19 protein-coding genes and 1 pseudogene are annotated in these 19,282 nt (G+C 67.2%); 18 read left to right on the top strand and 2 right to left on the bottom strand.

The features are described 5' to 3' along the window. Positions 1-462: 462 nt before the first annotated feature. The 10 genes from HUT19_RS14185 to HUT19_RS14140 all read left to right on the top strand — a co-directional run bounded on the left by HUT19_RS14185 (position 463) and on the right by HUT19_RS14140 (position 12,301). Entirely contained in the window at positions 463-2,109 is a 1,647-nt protein-coding gene (locus HUT19_RS14185) for an ABC transporter substrate-binding protein (RefSeq protein ID WP_176180834.1), read from the top strand. 152 nt (positions 2,110-2,261) lie between these two features. Beyond that, on the top strand, positions 2,262-3,188 hold the full coding sequence (locus HUT19_RS14180; RefSeq protein WP_176186860.1) for an ABC transporter permease: 927 nt from the start codon (positions 2,262-2,264) through the stop codon (positions 3,186-3,188). After that, positions 3,181-4,146 carry an ABC transporter permease gene (locus HUT19_RS14175; protein ID WP_176180833.1) on the top strand — a complete coding sequence of 322 codons (966 nt, stop codon included), beginning with the start codon at positions 3,181-3,183 and terminating at the stop codon, positions 4,144-4,146. The genes HUT19_RS14180 and HUT19_RS14175 overlap by 8 nt, the downstream gene beginning before the upstream one ends. Positions 4,147-4,166: 20 nt before the next feature. After that, complete coding sequence (locus tag HUT19_RS14170; protein WP_254886163.1) at positions 4,167-5,216, top strand: ABC transporter ATP-binding protein; 1,050 nt, start codon at positions 4,167-4,169, stop codon at positions 5,214-5,216. Beyond that, the gene (locus HUT19_RS14165; RefSeq protein ID WP_176180831.1) at positions 5,209-6,372 is read left to right on the top strand and encodes an ABC transporter ATP-binding protein; all 1,164 of its coding nucleotides are present in this window, start codon (positions 5,209-5,211) and stop codon (positions 6,370-6,372) included. The genes HUT19_RS14170 and HUT19_RS14165 overlap by 8 nt, the downstream gene beginning before the upstream one ends. A gap of 196 nt (positions 6,373-6,568) precedes the next feature. Next, entirely contained in the window at positions 6,569-8,218 is a 1,650-nt protein-coding gene (locus HUT19_RS14160; protein WP_176180830.1) for an ABC transporter substrate-binding protein, read from the top strand. Between the two features lie 2 nt (positions 8,219-8,220). Beyond that, positions 8,221-9,144, top strand: coding sequence for an ABC transporter permease (locus tag HUT19_RS14155; RefSeq protein WP_176180829.1), 924 nt, complete (start codon positions 8,221-8,223; stop codon positions 9,142-9,144). Then, on the top strand, positions 9,137-10,165 hold the full coding sequence (locus HUT19_RS14150) for an ABC transporter permease (RefSeq protein WP_254885567.1): 1,029 nt from the start codon (positions 9,137-9,139) through the stop codon (positions 10,163-10,165). The genes HUT19_RS14155 and HUT19_RS14150 overlap by 8 nt, the downstream gene beginning before the upstream one ends. A 68-nt stretch (positions 10,166-10,233) precedes the next feature. Beyond that, positions 10,234-11,244 (top strand): ABC transporter ATP-binding protein, encoded by a 1,011-nt coding sequence (locus HUT19_RS14145; protein WP_176180828.1) that lies wholly within the window; start codon positions 10,234-10,236, stop codon positions 11,242-11,244. Continuing rightward, positions 11,237-12,301, top strand: a complete 1,065-nt coding sequence (locus HUT19_RS14140; protein ID WP_176180827.1) for an ABC transporter ATP-binding protein — start codon at positions 11,237-11,239, stop codon at positions 12,299-12,301. Before HUT19_RS14145 ends, HUT19_RS14140 begins: the two co-directional genes overlap by 8 nt. Here the strand turns inward: HUT19_RS14140 and HUT19_RS14135 are convergent. Then, positions 12,298-12,753, bottom strand: coding sequence for a hypothetical protein (locus tag HUT19_RS14135; protein ID WP_176180826.1), 456 nt, complete (start codon positions 12,751-12,753; stop codon positions 12,298-12,300). The genes HUT19_RS14140 and HUT19_RS14135 overlap by 4 nt on opposite strands. A gap of 422 nt (positions 12,754-13,175) precedes the next feature. On the opposite strand from HUT19_RS14135, the pseudogene HUT19_RS14130 reads away from it, so the two are divergent. Next, positions 13,176-13,517 (top strand): annotated as a pseudogene (locus HUT19_RS14130) (NUDIX hydrolase); the annotation flags it as partial. 69 nt (positions 13,518-13,586) lie between these two features. Beyond that, positions 13,587-13,907 carry a divalent-cation tolerance protein CutA gene (gene cutA / locus HUT19_RS14125; RefSeq protein ID WP_176180824.1) on the top strand — a complete coding sequence of 107 codons (321 nt, stop codon included), beginning with the start codon at positions 13,587-13,589 and terminating at the stop codon, positions 13,905-13,907. Between the two features lie 9 nt (positions 13,908-13,916). Here the strand turns inward: cutA and HUT19_RS14120 are convergent, their stop codons facing one another. Beyond that, positions 13,917-15,179, bottom strand: a complete 1,263-nt coding sequence (locus HUT19_RS14120; protein ID WP_176180823.1) for a helix-turn-helix domain-containing protein — start codon at positions 15,177-15,179, stop codon at positions 13,917-13,919. A 261-nt stretch (positions 15,180-15,440) separates the two neighbouring features. On the opposite strand from HUT19_RS14120, the gene HUT19_RS14115 reads away from it, so the two are divergent. From HUT19_RS14115 to HUT19_RS14090, 6 genes are read left to right on the top strand one after another with little or no spacing between them, the layout of a single operon-like run. Beyond that, positions 15,441-15,848: an ATP-binding protein gene (locus HUT19_RS14115; protein ID WP_176180822.1), complete on the top strand. Its 408-nt coding sequence runs from the start codon at positions 15,441-15,443 to the stop codon at positions 15,846-15,848. After that, positions 15,848-16,876 carry a radical SAM protein gene (locus HUT19_RS14110; protein WP_176186856.1) on the top strand — a complete coding sequence of 343 codons (1,029 nt, stop codon included), beginning with the start codon at positions 15,848-15,850 and terminating at the stop codon, positions 16,874-16,876. Before HUT19_RS14115 ends, HUT19_RS14110 begins: the two co-directional genes overlap by 1 nt. A gap of 2 nt (positions 16,877-16,878) precedes the next feature. Beyond that, positions 16,879-17,508, top strand: a complete 630-nt coding sequence (locus HUT19_RS14105; RefSeq protein WP_254885565.1) for a thymidylate kinase — start codon at positions 16,879-16,881, stop codon at positions 17,506-17,508. Next, positions 17,501-18,007, top strand: coding sequence for a hypothetical protein (locus tag HUT19_RS14100; RefSeq protein ID WP_176180820.1), 507 nt, complete (start codon positions 17,501-17,503; stop codon positions 18,005-18,007). The genes HUT19_RS14105 and HUT19_RS14100 overlap by 8 nt, the downstream gene beginning before the upstream one ends. After that, positions 18,004-18,795 carry an STM4013/SEN3800 family hydrolase gene (locus HUT19_RS14095; RefSeq protein WP_176180819.1) on the top strand — a complete coding sequence of 264 codons (792 nt, stop codon included), beginning with the start codon at positions 18,004-18,006 and terminating at the stop codon, positions 18,793-18,795. The genes HUT19_RS14100 and HUT19_RS14095 overlap by 4 nt, the downstream gene beginning before the upstream one ends. Positions 18,796-18,816: 21 nt before the next feature. Then, positions 18,817-19,269 (top strand): NUDIX hydrolase, encoded by a 453-nt coding sequence (locus tag HUT19_RS14090; RefSeq protein ID WP_176180818.1) that lies wholly within the window; start codon positions 18,817-18,819, stop codon positions 19,267-19,269. The last annotated feature ends 13 nt before the right edge of the window (positions 19,270-19,282 follow it).

The following is a 19,282-nucleotide window of genomic DNA, read 5'->3' as shown; positions in this document are numbered from 1 at the left end:
CGGGCGCCCATCACCCAGGGTGAGCGCTGGGGCGTGCGTCCGTGAGCCGCCGACAGCCCGGAATCCTCTCTTCCGTGAGAGGGGTCCGGGCTGTTGCCATGTCAGGAAGGTGTTGGTCAAGGAATTATCCGGGGTAAGGCGTTCGGATATCGGCAAGAGGGTTCCGCATGATGTGTTAACAGTCCGTTTCGCGTGTGTCTGTCAGTGGCACTTTTGTCCGGATTTCGAAGCTCCGCGCGTAGATGATGTGACCAAAGCGAGACCCATAAGGTGTGGTTTACGGGGCGAGCGTGCTCAATCATGGGGTCCGTTGAGCTCGGGTCAATGGGTCACACGCTGTGGGGAGCGCGGGCCTACGAGCACATCTGGGGGGTTTCCGGTCCCTTTCGCTGTCAGGGGTGTCAGCGTGCTTTCCGGACACCCCCTCTCGTAGTGGCAGAGGACTCCTGAGGAGGCAAACCCATGCGCGGTGCCAAGAGCGCCAAGTGGGTCGCACTGGCCGCGGTTGTGGCGCTGGCCGCAACCGCCTGTGGTGGCGGCGACGACAGCGACAGCGGTAGCAACGACATGAACAAGGGGACGGCGGACCCGAAGGGGATCGTGACCGCCCAGCTGAGCGAGCCGCAAAACCCGCTGCAGCCGGCGAACGCCAAGGAGAGCCAGGGCAGTCGTGTCCTGAGGACGGTTTTCTCCACGCTCGTGGACTATGAGCCGCATACCGGAAAACTCCAGTACATCAACGCCGAGTCCGTCACCCCGAACAAGGACTCCTCCGTCTGGACGGTCAAGCTCAAGCCGGGCTGGAAGTTCCACAACGGTGAGCCCGTGACCGCCAAGTCCTATGTGGACTCGTGGAACTGGTCGGCCAACGTCAAGAACAACCAGACCAACTCCAGCTGGTTCCAGGACATCAAGGGCTACGCGGATGTCCACCCGGAGAAGGGCAAGCCCAAGGCCGACAAGATGTCCGGCCTCAAGATCGTCAATGATAACGAATTCAAGATCGAGCTCACCAGCTCGGTTTCGTACTTCGCCTACAAGCTGGGGTACGACGTGTGGGCGCCGCTGCCCAGCGGCTTCTTCAAGGACCCCAAGGGCTACGGCGAGAAGCCGATCGGCAACGGCCCCTACAAGTTCGTCTCCTGGGACCACAAGAAGATGATCAAGGTCCGGAAGTACGAGGACTACAAGGGTCCGAACAAGGCCAAGAACGGCGGCATCGACTTCAAGAACTACACCAACGCCGAAGCCGCCTACTCCGACCTGCGCTCGAACAACCTCGACTGGATCGAGCAGGTTCCGACCACCGCGCTGACCAACTACAAGTCGGACCTGGGCAAGCGCGCGATCGACGAGGAGTACTCGTCGATCCAGACGATCGTCCCGGCCTTCTACACCAAGCAGTTCAAGGACATCGACCCCAAGGTCATCCAGGGTCTGTCGATGGCGATCGACCGCCCCACCATCACCAAGACGGTGCTGCACAACTCCCGTACCCCGGCCGACAGCTTCGTCGCCCGCGGTGTGCTCGGCTACAAGGCCGGTGCGCTGAAGGAGCAGGTCACCTACGACCCGAAGAAGGCCAAGGCCCTCATCAAGGAGGGTGGCGGCGTCCCGGGCAACAAGATCTCGATCCAGTTCAACGCCGACCAGGACCACAAGCCCTGGGTCGACGCGGTCTGCAACAGCATCCGCAAGGCCACCGGCGTCGACTGTGTCGGCGACTCCAAGCCCGACTTCCAGGCCGACCTGAACGCGCGTGACAAGAAGCAGGTCAAGTCCATGTACCGCAGTGGCTGGGTGCTCGACTACCCGGTCAACTCCAACTTCATGAGGGACCTGTACGGCTCCACGGCCGCCGGTAACACCAGCGGTTACGCCAACAAGGAGTTCGACAAGCTCGCCAACAAGGCCGACAAGGCCGCCACCCTCGACGAGACCGTGAAGCTCTACCAGCAGGCGGAGCAGGTTCTCGCCAAGGACATGCCGGCGATCCCGCTGTGGTTCTACAAGGTCAACAGCGGCCAGTCCAACAAGATCCTGGGGAAGATTCCCTACGGTCAGGACGGCGACCCCATCTTCACCAACGTCCAGGTGAAGAAGAAGTAGATCTCGGGACCGCCGGCCGGTGCCGCCGCATCCTCTCCCCGGGGAGAGCGGCGGCACCGGCCCGCAGGCGTGAGGCCCGCGACCCTCTCCCCCCACCCCCGTGGAGCAGATGAGCCGTGGTCTCCGCCGCCCCCCAACGGCATGGAGGCATGATGGGGCGCTACGTCGTCAGGCGACTGCTCCAGATGATCCCGGTCTTCATCGGGACCACTCTGTTGATTTTCCTCATGGTCCACGTTCTTCCCGGTGACCCCATCCGGGCGATGTGGGGAGAGAAGGCCGCCGACCCCGCTCAGGTCGCGCAACTCCGCCATGAGTTCGGACTCGACAAGTCCTTGATGTGGCAATACATCGACTACATGAAGGATCTCTTCCAGGGAGACTTCGGCAAGACCTTCGGCGGCCGTCCGGTCTCCGAGGAAATGAACATGGCCTTCCCGGTGACCCTCCGTCTCGCTGCGGTGGCCCTCACCATCGAGATGGTCATCGGCATCGCGCTGGGCGCCTGGTCCGGTCTCAAGGCGGGCAAGGCCGTCGACACCGGCGTGCTGATCTTCACGCTGATCGTCATCTCGATGCCGGTCTTCGTCATGGGCTACCTGGCCCGGTTCATCTTCGCCGATGAACTCGGCTGGCTGCCGCCCAACGTCCAGAACTCGGAGGACATCCAGCAGCTGCTGCTGCCGGGCTTCGTCCTCGCGATGCTCTCGCTGGCGTATGTGGCCCGGCTGACCCGGACCACCTTCGCGGAGAACCTGCGCGCCGACTACATGCGCACCGCGCTGGCCAAGGGCCTGCCGCGGCGCCGGATCGTCGGAGTGCACCTGCTGCGCAACTCGCTCATCCCGGTGATCACCTTCCTCGGTACCGACATCGGCACGCTCGTCGGCGGCGCGGTGGTCACCGAGGGCATCTTCAACATCCAGGGCGTCGGCAACCTGCTGTTCAAGGCGCTCGGACAGCGCGAGGGCACCACGATCGTCGGTGTGGTGACGATCCTGGTCCTCGTCATCCTGGCGATCAACCTGCTCGTCGACCTGCTGTACGCGGTCCTGGACCCGAGGATTCGATATGTCTGAGCCGCTGACAGACGCGACCGTCATTCCCGGCGCCCAGGCTTCCCACGCCGAGGTGGCGGCGGACAAGGACCCCTCGCAGGGTTCCGGTGCCGGCAAGCCCCGCTCGCTGTGGGGCGACGCCTGGTACGAACTGCGCCACCGGCCGCTGTTCTGGGTCTCCGCGGTGCTGCTGGCGCTGCTGCTCACCGTCGCCGCCTTCCCGGGGCTGTTCACCGGCGCGGACCCCCGCGACGGCGATCTGACCAACCACTTCCTGACCAAGCCGGAGCTGACGCACTTCTTCGGGGCCGACTGGTTCGGCTACGACGCACAGGGCCGTTCCATCTACGCCCGTGTCATCTACGGCACCCGCGCCTCGATCCTGGTCGGTGTCGGAGTGACGGCGGCAGTCACCCTTTTCGGCGGCCTGTTGGGCATGCTGGCCGGATACTTCGGCGGCTGGATCGACTCGATCGTCTCCCGCATCGTCGACATCTTCTTCGGACTGCCGTTCCTGCTCGGCGCGATGGTCGTGCTGAACGCGTTCACCGAGCGCAAGGTGTACGTGGTGATCGCGGCGCTGGCCTTCCTGGGCTGGACCACCATCGCCCGGGTGATGCGCAGTTCGGTGATCACGGCCAAGCAGGCGGACTACGTCACCGCGGCGCGCGCCCTCGGCGCGGGCACGAGCCGGATCCTGTTCCGGCATGTGCTCCCGAACGCGGTCGCCCCCACCATCGTGGTCGCGACCATCGCGCTCGGCGCGTATATCTCCGCCGAGGCCACCCTGTCCTTCCTGGGCCTGGGTCTGGCCGACCCGACGATCTCGTGGGGTATCGACATCTCCGACGCCAAGGACGCCATCCGTGACAACCCGCACGTGATGCTCTTCCCGGCCGGGATGCTGAGCCTGACCGTGTTCGCATTCATCACGCTCGGCGACGCGGTGCGCGACGCCCTCGACCCCAAGCTGCGCTGAGGAGGGCGTACGTGACCACCATCGAGAAGACCACGAGCGCCACCGCCCGCGTGGGCGAGGGCGACGACGGCACCCCGCTGCTGGAAGTCCGCGACCTGCACGTGGAGTTCCACACCCGGGAGGGCCTGGCCAAGGCCGTCAACGGCGTCAACTACAGCGTCCGCGCCGGTGAGACGCTCGCCGTGCTCGGCGAGTCGGGCTCCGGCAAGTCGGTGACCGCCCAGGCCATCATGGGCATCCTCGACATGCCGCCCGGGAAGATCCCGCAGGGCCAGATCCTGTACCGCGGCGAGGACATGCTCACCATGTCGGGCGAGGAGCGCCGGAAGATCCGCGGCCGGAAGATCGCCATGATCTTCCAGGACGCGCTCTCGGCCCTCAACCCGGTGCTCTCCGTGGGCTACCAGCTGGGCGAGATGTTCCGCGTCCACCAGGGGCTGTCCAAGAAGGAGGCCAAGGCCAAGGCCATCGAGCTGATGGACCGGGTCCGCATCCCGGCGGCCAAGGAGCGGGTGGGCGACTATCCGCACCAGTTCTCCGGCGGTATGCGCCAGCGCATCATGATCGCCATGGCGCTGGCCCTGGAGCCGGACCTGATCATCGCCGACGAGCCCACCACCGCCCTGGACGTCACCGTCCAGGCCCAGGTGATGGATCTGCTCGCCGAGCTCCAGCGCGAGTACAACATGGGCCTGATCCTCATCACCCACGACCTCGGGGTGGTGGCGGACGTCGCCGACAAGATCGCGGTGATGTACGCGGGCCGGATCGTGGAGACCGCGCCGGTGCACGAGCTCTACAAGCGCCCGGCCCACCCCTACACCCGGGGTCTGCTGGACTCCATCCCGCGGCTGGACCGCAAGGGCCAGGAGCTCTACGCGATCAAGGGCCTGCCGCCCAATCTGCTCAAGATCCCCTCGGGCTGTGCCTTCAACCCGCGCTGCCCCAAGGCGCAGGACATCTGCACCACCGAGGTCCCGGCGCTGCACCCGGTCACCGAGCAGGACGGCACGGAACTGCCGGGGCGCGGCAGCGCGTGCCACTTCTGGAAGGAGACCATCCATGGCTGAGCTCGAGAAGAACGCGGCCGCGGACCGGTCCGACGACATCCAGGACGCCACCCCCAACGTCACGGAGGTGGACACGTTCGAGGGGGCCACCGAAGAGGCGGCCGTGGAGGCCCTCGAGGCGCCCGTCGAGCGCGGTGAGCCGATCCTCCAGGTGCGCAATCTGGTCAAGCACTTCCCGCTGACCCAGGGCATCCTGTTCAAGCGGCAGATCGGCGCGGTCAAGGCGGTCGACGGGGTCTCCTTCGACCTCTACCAGGGCGAGACCCTGGGCATCGTGGGCGAGTCCGGCTGTGGCAAGTCCACCGTCGCCAAGCTGCTGATGACCCTGGAGACCGCCACCGCCGGCGAGGTCTTCTACAAGGGCCAGGACATCACCAGGCTGTCCGGCCGCGCGCTGCGGGCCGTCCGCCGCAACATCCAGATGGTCTTCCAGGACCCGTACACCTCGCTCAACCCGCGGATGACGGTGGGCGACATCATCGGCGAGCCGTACGAGATCCACCCGGAGGTCGCGCCCAAGGGGGACCGCCGGCGCAAGGTCCAGGAGCTGCTGGACGTCGTGGGCCTGAACCCGGAGTACATCAACCGCTATCCGCACCAGTTCTCCGGCGGTCAGCGGCAGCGCATCGGGATCGCGCGCGGTCTCGCGCTCAACCCCGAGATCATCATCTGCGACGAGCCGGTCTCGGCGCTGGACGTCTCCGTGCAGGCGCAGGTGATCAACCTGATGGAGAAGCTCCAGGACGAGTTCAACCTGTCCTACATCTTCATCGCGCACGACCTGTCCATCGTCCGGCACATCTCCGACCGGGTCGGTGTGATGTACCTGGGCAAGATGGCCGAGATCGGCAGCGACACCGAGATCTACGACCACCCGACGCACCCCTACACCCAGGCGCTGCTGTCGGCCGTCCCGGTCCCCGACCCGGAGTCGCGCGAGGGCCGGGAGCGGATCATCCTCGCGGGTGATGTGCCCTCCCCGGCCAACCCGCCCTCCGGCTGCCGGTTCCGCACCCGCTGCTGGAAGGCGGAGGACAAGTGCGCCAAGGAGGTGCCGCTGCTCGCCGTCCCGGAGCGGTTCGCGGGCAGTGACACCCCGGCCGCCCATGAGTCGGCGTGCCACTTCGCGGAGGAGAAGGACGTCGTGCACGCCTGATCCGCGCCGAGGAACACCGCACGAGGGCGCCCGGACCGCCGACACGGTCCGGGCGCCCTCGCCCCGTCCGGGTGACGCCCCGCCCCGCCGTTCCCGGGCGTTGCCACGGACAGCCGCGGTGGAGGTGCGAGCCGCCCGGCCCCGGGATGCCATAGGGGCCTAAGGCGGATCTTGGACCGGATCCTCGGGAGGCGCCATGCGCACCGCATCGCACCGCAGGCGTACCCGCCGCACGCTGGGCGCCGGATGCGCCACGGCCCTCGTGGCCGTGGTCGCGCTGACCGCCACGGCCTGCGGCGGCGGTGACAGCGGCTCCGGCTCGGGGATCGTCCGCTCCTCCTGGGGCGACCCGCCCAACCCGCTGGAACCGGCGAACACCAACGAGGTCCAGGGCGGCAAGGTGCTGGACATGATCTTCCGCGGGCTCAAGACCTACGACCCGCGGACGGGCGAGGCCAAGGACGCGCTCGCGGACCGGATCACCACCTCCGACCAGCGCAACTACACCGTCACCATCAAAAAGGGCCAGCACTTCGCCAACGGCGAGAAGGTGACCGCCCGGTCCTTCGTGGACGCGTGGAACTACGGCGCGCTGCTCGACAACAAGCAGCGCAACGCCTACTTCTTCGAGTACATCGAGGGATACGACAAGGTCCACCCCGTCTCCGGCAGCCCGACCGCGAAAACCCTCTCCGGGCTGCGGGTCAAGGACGACCGCACCTTCACCGTCCGGCTCACCCAGAAGTTCTCCACCTGGCCCAAGACGCTCGGCTACAACGCCTACGTACCGCTGCCCCGGGCGTTCTTCACCCACCACGCCGCCTGGCTGAAGCGGCCCGTCGGCAACGGCCCGTACGAGGTGCGGTCCTACACCAAGGGCGCCGTGATGAAGCTGCGCGCCTGGGACGGCTACCGGGGCCCCGACAAGGCCCGGAACAAGGGCGTGGACCTGCGGGTCTACACCGATTCCAACACCGCCTACACCGATCTCCAGGCGGGCAATCTGGACCTGGTGGACGATGTCCCCGCGCAGCAGCTGAAGTTCGTCCGCGCCGACCTCGGCAACCGCTACATCAACCAGCCCGCCGGGATCATCCAGACCCTCACCTTCCCGATGTACGACAGCGCCTGGCGCGGCCCCGCCAAGGCGAAGCTGCGCCGCGGCATCTCGATGGCGATCAACCGGGAGCAGATCACCGAACGGATCTTCCGCGGGACCCGCACCCCCGCCAGCGACTGGACTTCCCCGGTGCTGCGCCGCGAGGGCGGCTACCGGCCGGGGCTGTGCGGTGACGCCTGCGCCTACGACCCCAAGCGGGCCCGCAAGCTGATCGAGGCGGCGGGCGGGCTGCCCGGCGGCCGGATGACCATCACGTACAACGCGGACACCGGCTCCCACAAGGACTGGGTCGACGCGGTCTGCAACAGCATCAACACCACGCTCCGCAGCGACCGGGCGTGCGTCGGCAAACCGGTCGGCACCTTCGCCGACTACCGCAACAGGATGGCCGGTAAGCAGATGACCGGGCCGTTCCGGGCGGGCTGGCAGATGGACTACCCGCTGATCCAGAACTTCCTCCAGCCGCTGTACTACACCGGCGCCTCCTCCAACGACGGCCACTGGAGCGACACCGGCTTCGACCGGCTGGTCAACCAGGCCAACGCCGCCTCCGCCACCGGCGCGGCCATCACCTCCTTCCAGGACGCGGAGAAGATCCTCGCCGAGCAGATGCCCGCCATCCCGCTGTGGTACCAGAACGGCAGCGCGGGCTACTCGGAGCGGCTGAGCGATGTGGTCCTCAACCAGTTCAGCGTCCCGGTCTACCACCAGATCAAGGTCAGCTGACCATGAGCCGCTATGTGCTCCGGCGGCTGTTGCAGATGATCCCGGTGTTCATCGGCAGCACCTTCCTGATCTTCTTCATGGTCTACGCGCTCGGTGACCCGGTGGCCGCGCTCTTCGGTGACAAGGCCCCCGACCCGGCCACCGCCGCCCGTATCCGCGAGGACCTCTACCTCGACGAACCGCTGTGGAGCCAGTACGTCCACTACATGGGGCAGGTGTTCAGCGGGGACTTCGGCACCGCCTTCAACGGACAGCCGGTCACCGAGCTGATGGCCGGGGCCTTTCCGGTCACCCTGCGGCTGACCGTGGTGGCCGTCGTCTTCGAGATGGCGCTCGGGGTCACCCTCGGCGTCCTCAGCGGACTGCGCCGCGGCCGGGGGCTGGACACCTCGGTGCTGCTGCTCACCCTGGTCGTGGTCTCCATCCCGACCTTCGTCAGCGGCACCGTGCTCCAGTATCTGTTCGGGGTGAGGTGGGGGCTGGCCCGGCCGTCGGTCTCGCCGGAGGCGCCGTTCCTCCAACTGCTGCTGCCCGGTGTGGTGCTGGGGCTGGTCTCGCTCGCGTACACCACCCGGCTGACCCGCACCTCCGTGGTGGAGAACGCCCGCGCCGACTACGTCCGCACCGCCGTCGCCAAGGGGCTGCCGCGCCGCCGGATCGTCACCCGCCATCTGCTGCGCAACTCGCTGATCCCGGTGGTGACCTTCCTCGGCACCGACGTCGGCGCGCTGATGGGCGGGGCCATCGTCACCGAGCGGATCTTCAACATCCACGGCGTGGGCTTCCAGCTCTACCAGGGCATCCTGCGCCAGAACTCACCGACCGTGGTCGGCTTCGTCACCATCCTGGTGATCGTCTTCCTGCTCGCCAACCTCCTTGTCGACCTCCTCTACGCCGTGCTCGACCCGAGGATCCGCTATGCCTGAGCCCTATGAGACGCAGCTCGACATGACCGAGGCGCTCGCGCCGGCCGCGGGCGGCGGCGGGCCGATGGACCTCGCCGCCTCCGGCGCCGAGACCCTCCAGGGCGGCGGCGGGCCGCCGCGGGCGCCGCGCCGCGCGCCCTGGCGCCGTCACCTCCGGACCGGCGACGACGTCCCCGGCAGCCGCGGGCTGTGGTCGGACGCCTGGCACGATCTGTGCCGCAACCCGGTCTTCATCGTCTCCGCGCTGGTGATCCTCTTCCTCGTCACCATCGCGATCTGGCCGCAGCTGATCGCCGACGGCAATCCGTACCAGGGCGATCTGGCCAAGGCCCAGGAGGGCCCGGCGCCCGGCCACCCCTTCGGCTACGACCTCCAGGGCCGCGACGTCTACACCCGCACCGTCTACGGCGCCCGCGCCTCCATCACCGTCGGCATCTGCGCCACCGCCGGGGCGGCCCTGCTCGGCAGCGTGCTGGGCGGACTCGCCGGGTTCTTCGGCGGCTGGTGGGACGCGCTGCTCTCCCGGCTCGCCGATGTCTTCTTCGGCATCCCGATCCTGCTGGGCGGACTGGTCTTCCTGTCCGTCGTCACCAGCGGCTCGGTCTGGCCGGTGGTCGGCTTCATCGTGCTGCTGGGCTGGCCGCAGATCTCCCGGATCGCCCGCGGCTCGGTCGTCACCGTCAAACAGCACGACTACGTCCAGGCGGCGCGGGCCCTGGGGGCGGGGAGCGGCCGGACCCTGCTGCGCCATATCGCGCCCAACGCGGTCGCCCCGGTGATCGTGGTGGCGACCATCGCCCTGGGCACCTACATCGCCCTGGAGGCGACGCTGTCCTTCCTCGGCGTGGGGCTCAAACCGCCCACCGTCTCCTGGGGGATCGACATCTCCTCCGCCTCCTCCCAGATCCGCAACGCCCCGCACATGCTGCTGTGGCCCGCGGGCGCGCTCAGCATCACCGTCCTCGCCTTCATCATGCTCGGCGACGCGGTGCGCGACGCCCTGGACCCCAAGCTGCGCTGAGAGCGCCGAGCCGCGCTGAGAGCGCCGAGCCGCGCCGAGGAGCCCGCCGACCGCCCCGAGGAGCCACCGTGACCCGCTTGCTGGACGTACGCGACCTCCGGGTCGAAATCCGCACCCGGGACGGCGTCGCCGAGGCCGTCGCCGGGGTCAGCTACGGCGTGGACGCCGGCCGGACACTGGCCGTCCTGGGCGAGTCCGGCTCCGGCAAGTCGGTGACCGCCCAGGCCGTCATGGGCATTCTCGACACCCCGCCCGCCTTCGTCACCGGCGGCCAGGTGTTCTTCCGGGGGCGTGACCTGCTGACGATGGGCCCGCGGGAACGGCGCTCGGTGCGCGGCGCCGCGATGGCGATGATCTTCCAGGACGCGCTGTCGGCCCTCAACCCCGTTCTGACAGTGGGCGCCCAGCTCGCCGAGATGTACGAGGTGCACCGCGGGATGTCCCGCAAGGACGCCCGGGCGCGGGCGGTCGAGCTGATGGACCGGGTCCGCATCCCCGCGGCGACGGCGCGGGTGAACGACTATCCGCACCAGTTCTCCGGCGGGATGCGCCAGCGGATCATGATCGCCATGGCGATCGCCCTGGAGCCGGAGCTGATCATCGCCGACGAACCCACCACCGCCCTCGACGTCACCGTCCAGGCCCAGGTGATGGATCTGCTCGACGAGTTGCGCCGGGAGTACGCCATGGGTCTGATCCTCATCACCCATGACCTCGGGGTGGTCGCGGACGTCGCGGACAGCATCGCCGTGATGTACGCCGGGCGGATCGTGGAGACCGCGCCGGTGCGCGAGCTGTACCGGCGCCCGGCCCATCCGTACACCCGCGGACTGCTGGACTCCATTCCCCGGGTGGACCACAAGGGCAAGGAGCTGTACGCCATCAAGGGCCTGCCGCCCAGTCTGCTCACCGTCCCCACCGGCTGCCCCTTCCACCCGCGCTGCCCACGTGCCCAGGAGCTCTGCCGCACCGAACGCCCGCCGCTGTACGAGGTGCCGGACGCGCTGGACGCCACGGACGCAGTCGCGCCCGGACGGGCCAGCGCCTGCCACTTCTGGAAGGACGAACTCGATGCCTGAGCCGCCCGCTGAGCCCGCTGAGCCCGCTGAGCCCGTTCTCGAGGTTCGCGACCTCGCCAAGCTGTACCCGCTCACCCGGGGCGTGGTGGTCAAACGGCGGATCGGCGCGGTCCGGGCCGTCGACACCGTCTCCTTCGACCTGCGGCGCGGCGAGACGCTCGGCATCGTGGGCGAGTCCGGCTGCGGCAAGTCCACCGTCGCCCGGCTGCTGGTCAACCTGGAGCGGCCGACCGCCGGGGCGATCCGCTACCGGGGCGAGGACATCAGCGCACTCTCCGGCCGGGCGCTCAGCCATGTCCGGCGCAACATCCAGATGGTCTTCCAGGACCCGTACACCTCGCTCAACCCCCGGATGACGGTGGGGGACATCGTGGGGGAGCCGTACGAGATCCACCCCGAGGCCGCGCCCAAGGGCGACCGGCGGCGCCGGGTCCAGGAGCTGCTGGACGTCGTCGGCCTCAACCCCGAGCACATCAACCGCTATCCGCACCAGTTCTCCGGCGGTCAGCGCCAGCGCGTCGGCATCGCCCGCGGACTCGCCCTCCGCCCGGAGGTCATCGTCGCCGATGAACCGGTCTCCGCGCTCGATGTCTCGGTCCAGGCGCAGGTGGTGAACCTGATGGAGCGGCTCCAGGACGAGTTCGGCCTCTCCTACGTCTTCATCGCCCACGATCTGTCGGTGGTCCGGCACATCTGCGACCGGGTCGCGGTGATGTACCTGGGCCGCTTCGCGGAGACCGGCACCGACACCGAGATCTACGAGCACCCGACCCACCCCTACACCCAGGCGCTGCTGTCCGCCGTCCCGGTCCCCGACCCCGGCGCCCGCGCCCGCCGGACACGCATCCTGCTCTCCGGCGACGTCCCCTCCCCGGCCGACCCGCCCTCCGGCTGCCGCTTCCGCACCCGCTGCTGGAAGGCACGCGACCGCTGCGCCGTGGAAGTCCCGGAACTGGCCGTCCCCCAGGAGTTCCGCACCACCCCCGGCCCGGCCGCCCACGCGTCGGCCTGCCACTTCGCCGCGGAGCGCGTCGCGGTGGCCCCCGGGTCCGGCTAGGTCCAGTGCTCCCGGTGGAACTCGACCGGAACACCCGGGGCGAAGGCGCTGACGGCGGCCTCGAGACGATCGGGATCCACCCGCCACAGGACCAGCGTCCGGCTCGCTCGGAAGACCTCGTAGTCGATGTGCGGCGCCAGCACCGCGGCCGTCCCCGGCTTGAGCTTCCGGTTGGGCCCCGGCAACTCCGGTGCGCCCGGCCGTCGTCGGACCCCCACGTACCGCATCGGCGAGGCCCCGGCCGTCCGGTGCGCCCACATCACCACGGCCTCGATGTCCTGCCACGGCACCCGAGCGGTCTGCTGCCGATGCCGCCCCGGCGCCCCGCCCAGGGTCACACCGCTCTCGTCGACCCGGAGAGCGATCAGCTTCTGCCAGCCGTACCCGGCGATGAGTTGGATGGGCGACCGGATGTAGTGCTCTTCGTAGATGGGGAAGACGGCTTTGGACATGGCCGAGACCCTACTGGGCCCGGGGCACCCTTGATGATCCGGCGCACATCTGCCTCAGTGCAGAGCCTCCTCGATGGCCTCGAAGATGTCAGCGTCGGTCAGGTTCTGCTCGATGCGTCGATCTCTGCCCCGAGTTCGGCCACGCGGCCATCGCGGACCAGAAGGCCGAATTCGGCTCGCAGCATGCGGAGTCTACGGGCGACGTAGCCGGAGGAAGAGTCTTGCGCAAGCTGCACAGCTTCACGACTGGACGAGACCGCCTACGCAGACTTGCTGAAGAAGAATGGCGAGACAGGAGTTGATGCCAGCGCTGACGTCACCCACGGTGGACCACCCCGGGCTTCTGGGGTGCTTGATGCCACATGCGAGAGGGGCGGCATCCATGCAGTGGAAGACCTACGGCGAGCGGCAGCTCTACACCAACCCCATCATGGGCCTGGGAACTCCCCATGGGACTGATCGGGGAAGGCGACTCACCCGCGGACGCCGCCGCCCGGGAAGTGGAAGAGGAGACCGGCTGGCGCCCGGAGCCGGTGAAGCCGTTGGTCTATGGACAGCCGGCGAACGGGATCAAGGACTCCCAGCACCACGTCTTCCGCGCCGATGGAGCAACCCACATCGGAGACCCGACGGAGAAGAACGAGTCGGACCGCATCGAGTGGATCGCCTTGGACCGCATCCGAGGCATGATCGACCGACGCGAGATCGTCAGCAGTTCCCCGGTGGGCCTGTTGTACGTGCTGGTGGACGAATCGATCCGCTGACCATCAGCGCAGCAGCGCCGACTTGGAGATCCGGAGCGGTGGAGACCGTGGGAGACGTAGGCTCTACGCATGACGGACAGCGGACACGCCGTAGTGATCACGACGACCGACGCGGAAGAGAAAGCCAACGACCTTGCGGGCGTCGTGGTGAACGAGAAACTCGCCGCCTGTGCACAGGTCTACTCGATCTCCTCCGTCTATCGCTGGGAGGGAAAGATCGAGCGCGATCAGGAATGGCGGATTGACTTCAAGACCCGCCATGATCTGGTCAGCGAGCTGACCCGTTTCATCGCTGAGCATCACGACTACGATGAGCCAGAGATCATCGCTGTGCCCATCACTGGTGGCTCCGCTGGATATCTCAACTGGGTATCTGCCGAGACCGCATAGCTCCTCTCCTCATACTACTGCGGCGCGAATCTCCTGCTGGAGATCCCTCGCCGTTGTGTTGTCGGGGAGCACACCCGCGATCTCCTTCATGCGCACATCGACCATGGTCACCCCGATGTAGTTGAAGGACACGGCCGTATCGAGAGCCTGGCGGGCAACCGCCGCGCCACGCTCTCCGTCGCCCGCCACGAGGTGGGCCATGGCAGCGTCGCAAAGCACTGCCACGTTGACCTTCGGGTTCCCCACGTCGAGGTGGTCCATGGATGCCTGGGCTTGCGCCACGGCTTCCGGGTGCCCAAGTCGTGTGTAGGTGGAGACTGCCATCGAGTCGAGTCGTGCGGGGCGCAAGAACCGAACCCATGGCTGCTCTGCTTCTGGCGAGGCGTAGTCGTATGCCGTCCGAGCCCGTTCGATAGCGCGCTCGGCGGCAGCCGACTGACCCAGCCGGGCTTGCTCCTCCGCCTCTCTCGCGGCTGCCCAGGCATGGGCCGTGGCATAGCCGGGGCCCTTCACACAGAGCTGCGCCTCCTTGAGCATCGTGGTCGCTCTGGAGGGGTTGTCGGCCCCATAGGAGGCATAGAGGATCGCGAGTGCTTCAAGCGGCCGGTGCCCTGTCTCCTGCGCCGCATCGTGAACCGCCCGGAAGTAGTGCGCGGCCTCTGCGTGTTCTCCCCGATCCCAGGCTGCCCAGCCGGCGAGCGCGGCAGTTTCACCTGCGGAGATGATGAGCTCGGATCGTCGCTGCCCCGCTCTCGGGATTGCCGCGGTGATGCAGTCAAGGTGCGCCGCGATACGAGCGGAGAGTAGAGGAGCGGGGACATGCTCCTCGTCCGTGTACAGGTCGGCGGTGCCGCCGACGAGCTGCCGTACGGCGGCTTCATCCACCCGGCCACCGGAGAGGGCCACAGCCAGCCTTCCCCACGGTTCTGCCGCCGCGCTGGCTGCCACGGCTGCCGTGCCCAGGAACTTCCTTCGATCCACTGGTCCCTCCGCGTTTTCGTCGGGTCCTTCCAGAGAGAGTCGTTCAAGTTTGCGTCGTCGCCGGGATGCCGCTGCGGCACGGTTCAGCAGGTCCACCGGGACTCCGAGGGAGTCCGCGAGCTGCTCGCGCCAATAGGGCCCCGGGATGACACAACGCTCCCAGTCTGAGACCTGATGACGGTCGCTGTTGCGCCCGGTCCGCTGGTTCAGGTCGTCGGCAAGCTCCTGTTGTGTACGACCGGTGCTCTCCCTCAGCCTCCTGAGCAGCGGCCCTAATTCGTGCTCTCGCATGTCCCGTCCCCTTGGACTCGATCGGCCAGCACATGACGTAGAAGCCAACAGAGAAAGCCAACACGAAGAAACGCCCAACACGCTGGCGACTCCGCACATTGGGGGTCCCGCCGTTGACTTATCCGGTAGAGGAGCGGCGTCCGGAGGTCTCTCCCCGCGGCTTGGAGGAGTGCATCCCCCTTGCTCGCCAGTCAGGTCGATACGCAACTACCCCGGAGGGACCCAGTGACCACGACAGCGACGAGGCCCACCGGAGTCGGTGTGGCTGATTACACCCTAGTGCTACCCCGCGAGGAGGCGTCTTCCTCCCACGCGCGCAGGTTGATCAAGACAGCACTCCACGCCTGGAGGCTCGAATTGCTCGTGGATGACGCGTCCGTGATCGCTGCCGAGTTGATGAGCAACGCCGTGCGGCACGGAGAGGGAACGGTCATTCGCATCGAGATCGGCCGACTTCCCGAGCAGGTGGTCCGCATCGCTGTGAGTGATGGATCGCGCAGTCTGCCGCAGATCCGCTCCCTCGACGCGGACGAGGACTCCGGGCGCGGTCTCCTGCTCGTCGACGCTCTGGCTCACCGTTGGAGCTCCGACTTGGACGAGTCGGGCAAGGTCGTCTGGGCCGAGTTGCTTACCTGTGACAGCCCGGCTCAAGCATCGGGAAAAGCGTGATGGAGCACCCTGCTCATGCCTCTCTGACCGCATCTGAAGTCGACTGGACCGCATTACAGAATTTCGCCGCTCTCGGCGGCCAATTGCGGGTCTCCTTCGGCCCCCGCTGCAACATTGCCTGCTGGTTCTGCCACAACGAGGGCGATGTACCGCCGCCGCTGACCCGCGCCAACAGAAACCGACAGCCGCGCCCCCGCGGCCTCGATCCGGCCGGATACCTCGTGCTCATTTCGTCTCTGATGGAGGCCGGGCTGAAGCGCGTCTATTTCACCGGTGGTGAACCTCTGACCTCCCCCCTCGCCCGCGCCGTCCTGGAGCAGCTCCCGGAGCCCGGCCCAGATGCCTCGTACACCTTGGTCACGAACGGCACTCGCGTGCGGACACACCGGTCGTGGCTGTCCAAGACACACGTGGACAAGGTGAAGGTGTCCCTGCACTACTTCTCCGACGCGTCCTTGAAGGCCATTGCCGGAACCCGGATCCCGATCGATACCGTCCTCGACGGGATCGAGGCCGCTCGAGAGATTTTCGAGCGGGTTGAGCTGAACACTCTCCTTCAGAAGGAGAACGCTCACGAGGTTCGCCGGATCCTCGACTTCGCACTTGAGCGGCGACTGCCGGTGCAGTTCATCGAGCTCGTCGGCACCGACTTCAACGAGGGCCGGGCCTCCTCCGCCGTACCGGCCGACGACATCATCGCGTACCTGCGCACGCTCACCAACGACGAGCACACCGAGGTGGCGGGTGTCGGACAGGGGCGCCGTGTCTTCCGTGTCGATGGCATCGAGATCGATGTCATCCACCGCGACCTTGGACGTCACCATGTCGGCCAGTGCGGCGCTTGCCCCGTGCGGACCAAGTGCGTCGAGGGCTTCTGGGCGCTCCGCGTCGACCACGACGGCGGAGTCCAGCCGTGCCTGTTACGGGATGACCTGCGGATGAACGTGAAAGAGCTCCTCGCTGACCCGATACGGCTCGCCGAGGCCGTCGCCGGGCACTGCACATCGTTCACCGAGGGGACCTTATGAGCATGCCGTCCGCCTACCTGCCGATCGAGCTCAAAGGCTCGCCAGGACCTTTCGTGGTCTTCGAAGGCGTTTCCGGAATCGGGAAGACAACACTCGCCAGCACTGTGACCCGACGCATGGAAGCGACGAGCCTGCACACGTTGCCACTTCCGCACTCGGACTGGTCCTCTGCTGTGAACTCGCGCCTACGATCCCTGCCGCAGTTCGCGTTCTATCTCTCCGGGTTGCTCCACGCCTCCGACATGATCCGGCATGCCCGAATGATCGGCCCGGTGATCGCCGACCGGTATGTCTCATCGGTGATCGCCTGCCACGGGGCTGTTCACGGCGTCGCGGTGCAACAGGTCGTCAAACTTTTGGAGGCGTTCCGCTCCTACCTGGTACAGCCGACTTGCACGTTCTACCTCAGGTGCTCCGAGTCAGCCCTGCGAGAGCGCATGTCCGGCAAGAGGGACGTGAAACAGGACGACACCGATCTCTTCGCCATCCCGGACCGCCTGTCCCGCCTGCTTGCCAACTTCGAGGCAGTAGCGGCTTCGGACCCCACCGCCGTCTTGCTCGACACCGACGACAGGACGCCTGACGAGCTGGCTGACCAGGTGATCGCCCGCATGGAGGCGGACAGTGCTTAACCCCATCGACACCGATGCCGTGATCCGTGATGGTGGCGCTGTCGGGCGGTTTCCTGGCGAGGTCCACGAAGGCGTGGCGTGGTGGCTCGGGGCCTGTCTTGTCGTCACCCAGCAGGCCCGCCGGATCGTGGTCGCCCACGACGGTCATCCTGCGATCGTGGAATTTGCTAGCCGCTTGTGCCGCGGCGCAGCCAACGCTCAGCACTATGCCTGCAACGTGCGATTCCTGGGCCATCAGACCGAAGAACGCTTGATGGACACGCTCAAGATCCTCGAGGCCGTCCCCGGCGCGTGGCTCTCAGCCAGTGACGACGTCGTGCTCATCGTTCGGATCACCCTCTACGACCATCACGGCCACGCTCTGAGTGAGACGAACGGTCTTGCCGAGATTCGGCGGATGATCGCTGAGGACCATGTGCCCGTTCCCGTCAACGATCAGGCCAGGGGAACCATCGAGCCGTGGCACCAAGAGTTGAATCAGCGGGAGGGGCTGTCGTGATCAATGCGGCAGAGATCATTCGCACTGGGACCAGCATCCTGTTCATCACTCTCGACTCGCTTCGTTACGACGTGGCTCGGACAGCACTGGACGATGGGCTGACGCCACGGCTCGCGAGCCTGTTGCCCGAGGGCGGCTGGGAGCGGCGACACACCCCCGGGAGCTTTACTCTCCCGGCTCACATGGCGTTCTTCTCGGGGTTCCTACCCAAGCTCGCCCTGCCCGAGCAGCCGCCGCGGCTGTGGGAGTGCCGACCACCGTCCTTCAAGACCGTTCCGAAGGAGACATTCGTCTTCGAAGCTTCGAATCTGCTCAACGGTCTTGCCGAGTACGGCTATCGAAGCGTCTGCGTGGGCGGCGTTACCTACTTCTCTCGCGAGACGCCGCTCGGTTCCGTCCTTCCCGACCTGTTCGATGACGACTACTGGCGACCCGAGTTCTGCTCTCCTGAGATGGACTCCACGCGCCACCAGGTCGAGCAGTCTCTGGAGATCGCCGAGAGGTATGAGAACCGCCCGCTGTACCTCTTCGTCAACATCTCGGCCACCCACGTCCCCCACGGCCACTACCTCGGTGACAGCCGGGACACACTGGCCTCCCAACGCGCTGCCTTGGCCTACGCCGACGACCACCTCGGCGACCTCGTCGCCACCCTGACAGCGAACCGGCGATGGCTGATCATCATCTGCGCCGACCACGGAGAGGCTTTCGGCGAAGACGGATTTCATGGCAGAGGCATCGCTCACCCGGTGGTCATGAACGTGCCGTTCGCGGCCATGGTGCGCTGAGGGCCGCTAGTCTCGCCTGGCATGAGTGACGACTTCCAGGGCTGTGGGCCGGTCCGCGACGCCTCTGTTGTGGTGGCACGGGATGGCGATGGCCTTGTGGCCGTCATGAGTGCTGATTTCCCTCAGCACGGCGGCGCCTACCTCTTCCTTCCGGGAGGTCGGAAGGAGCCGGGAGAGAGCGACGAGGACTGCGCCCGTCGCGAGCTCCGTGAAGAGGCCGGTGTCACAGCCCGGAGATGGAGGCCGCTCGGGGCGTACGCCCTCTCTCTCGGATCGTCGGCGAAGGTGCATTTGTTCGAGGCGCGGGAGCTGACCTGTGGGCCGCAGGAACTCACCCCCACGGAGGAGGGCTTCAAACTCTCCTGGTGGCCCATGGACGAAGCGATCGGCGCAGCCGTGGAAGGCCGCTTCCTCCTTCCTGCCGGTCCCTTGGCTCTCTTCCTGGCACAGCGTCGGGCACCCCAGGTGAGTTGATGGGCTACGGTCC

It is taken from the genome of Streptomyces sp. NA02950, from assembly GCF_013364155.1.
GTDB lineage: Bacteria > Actinomycetota > Actinomycetes > Streptomycetales > Streptomycetaceae > Streptomyces.
This window is presented reverse-complemented; position numbering and strand designations above follow the sequence as displayed.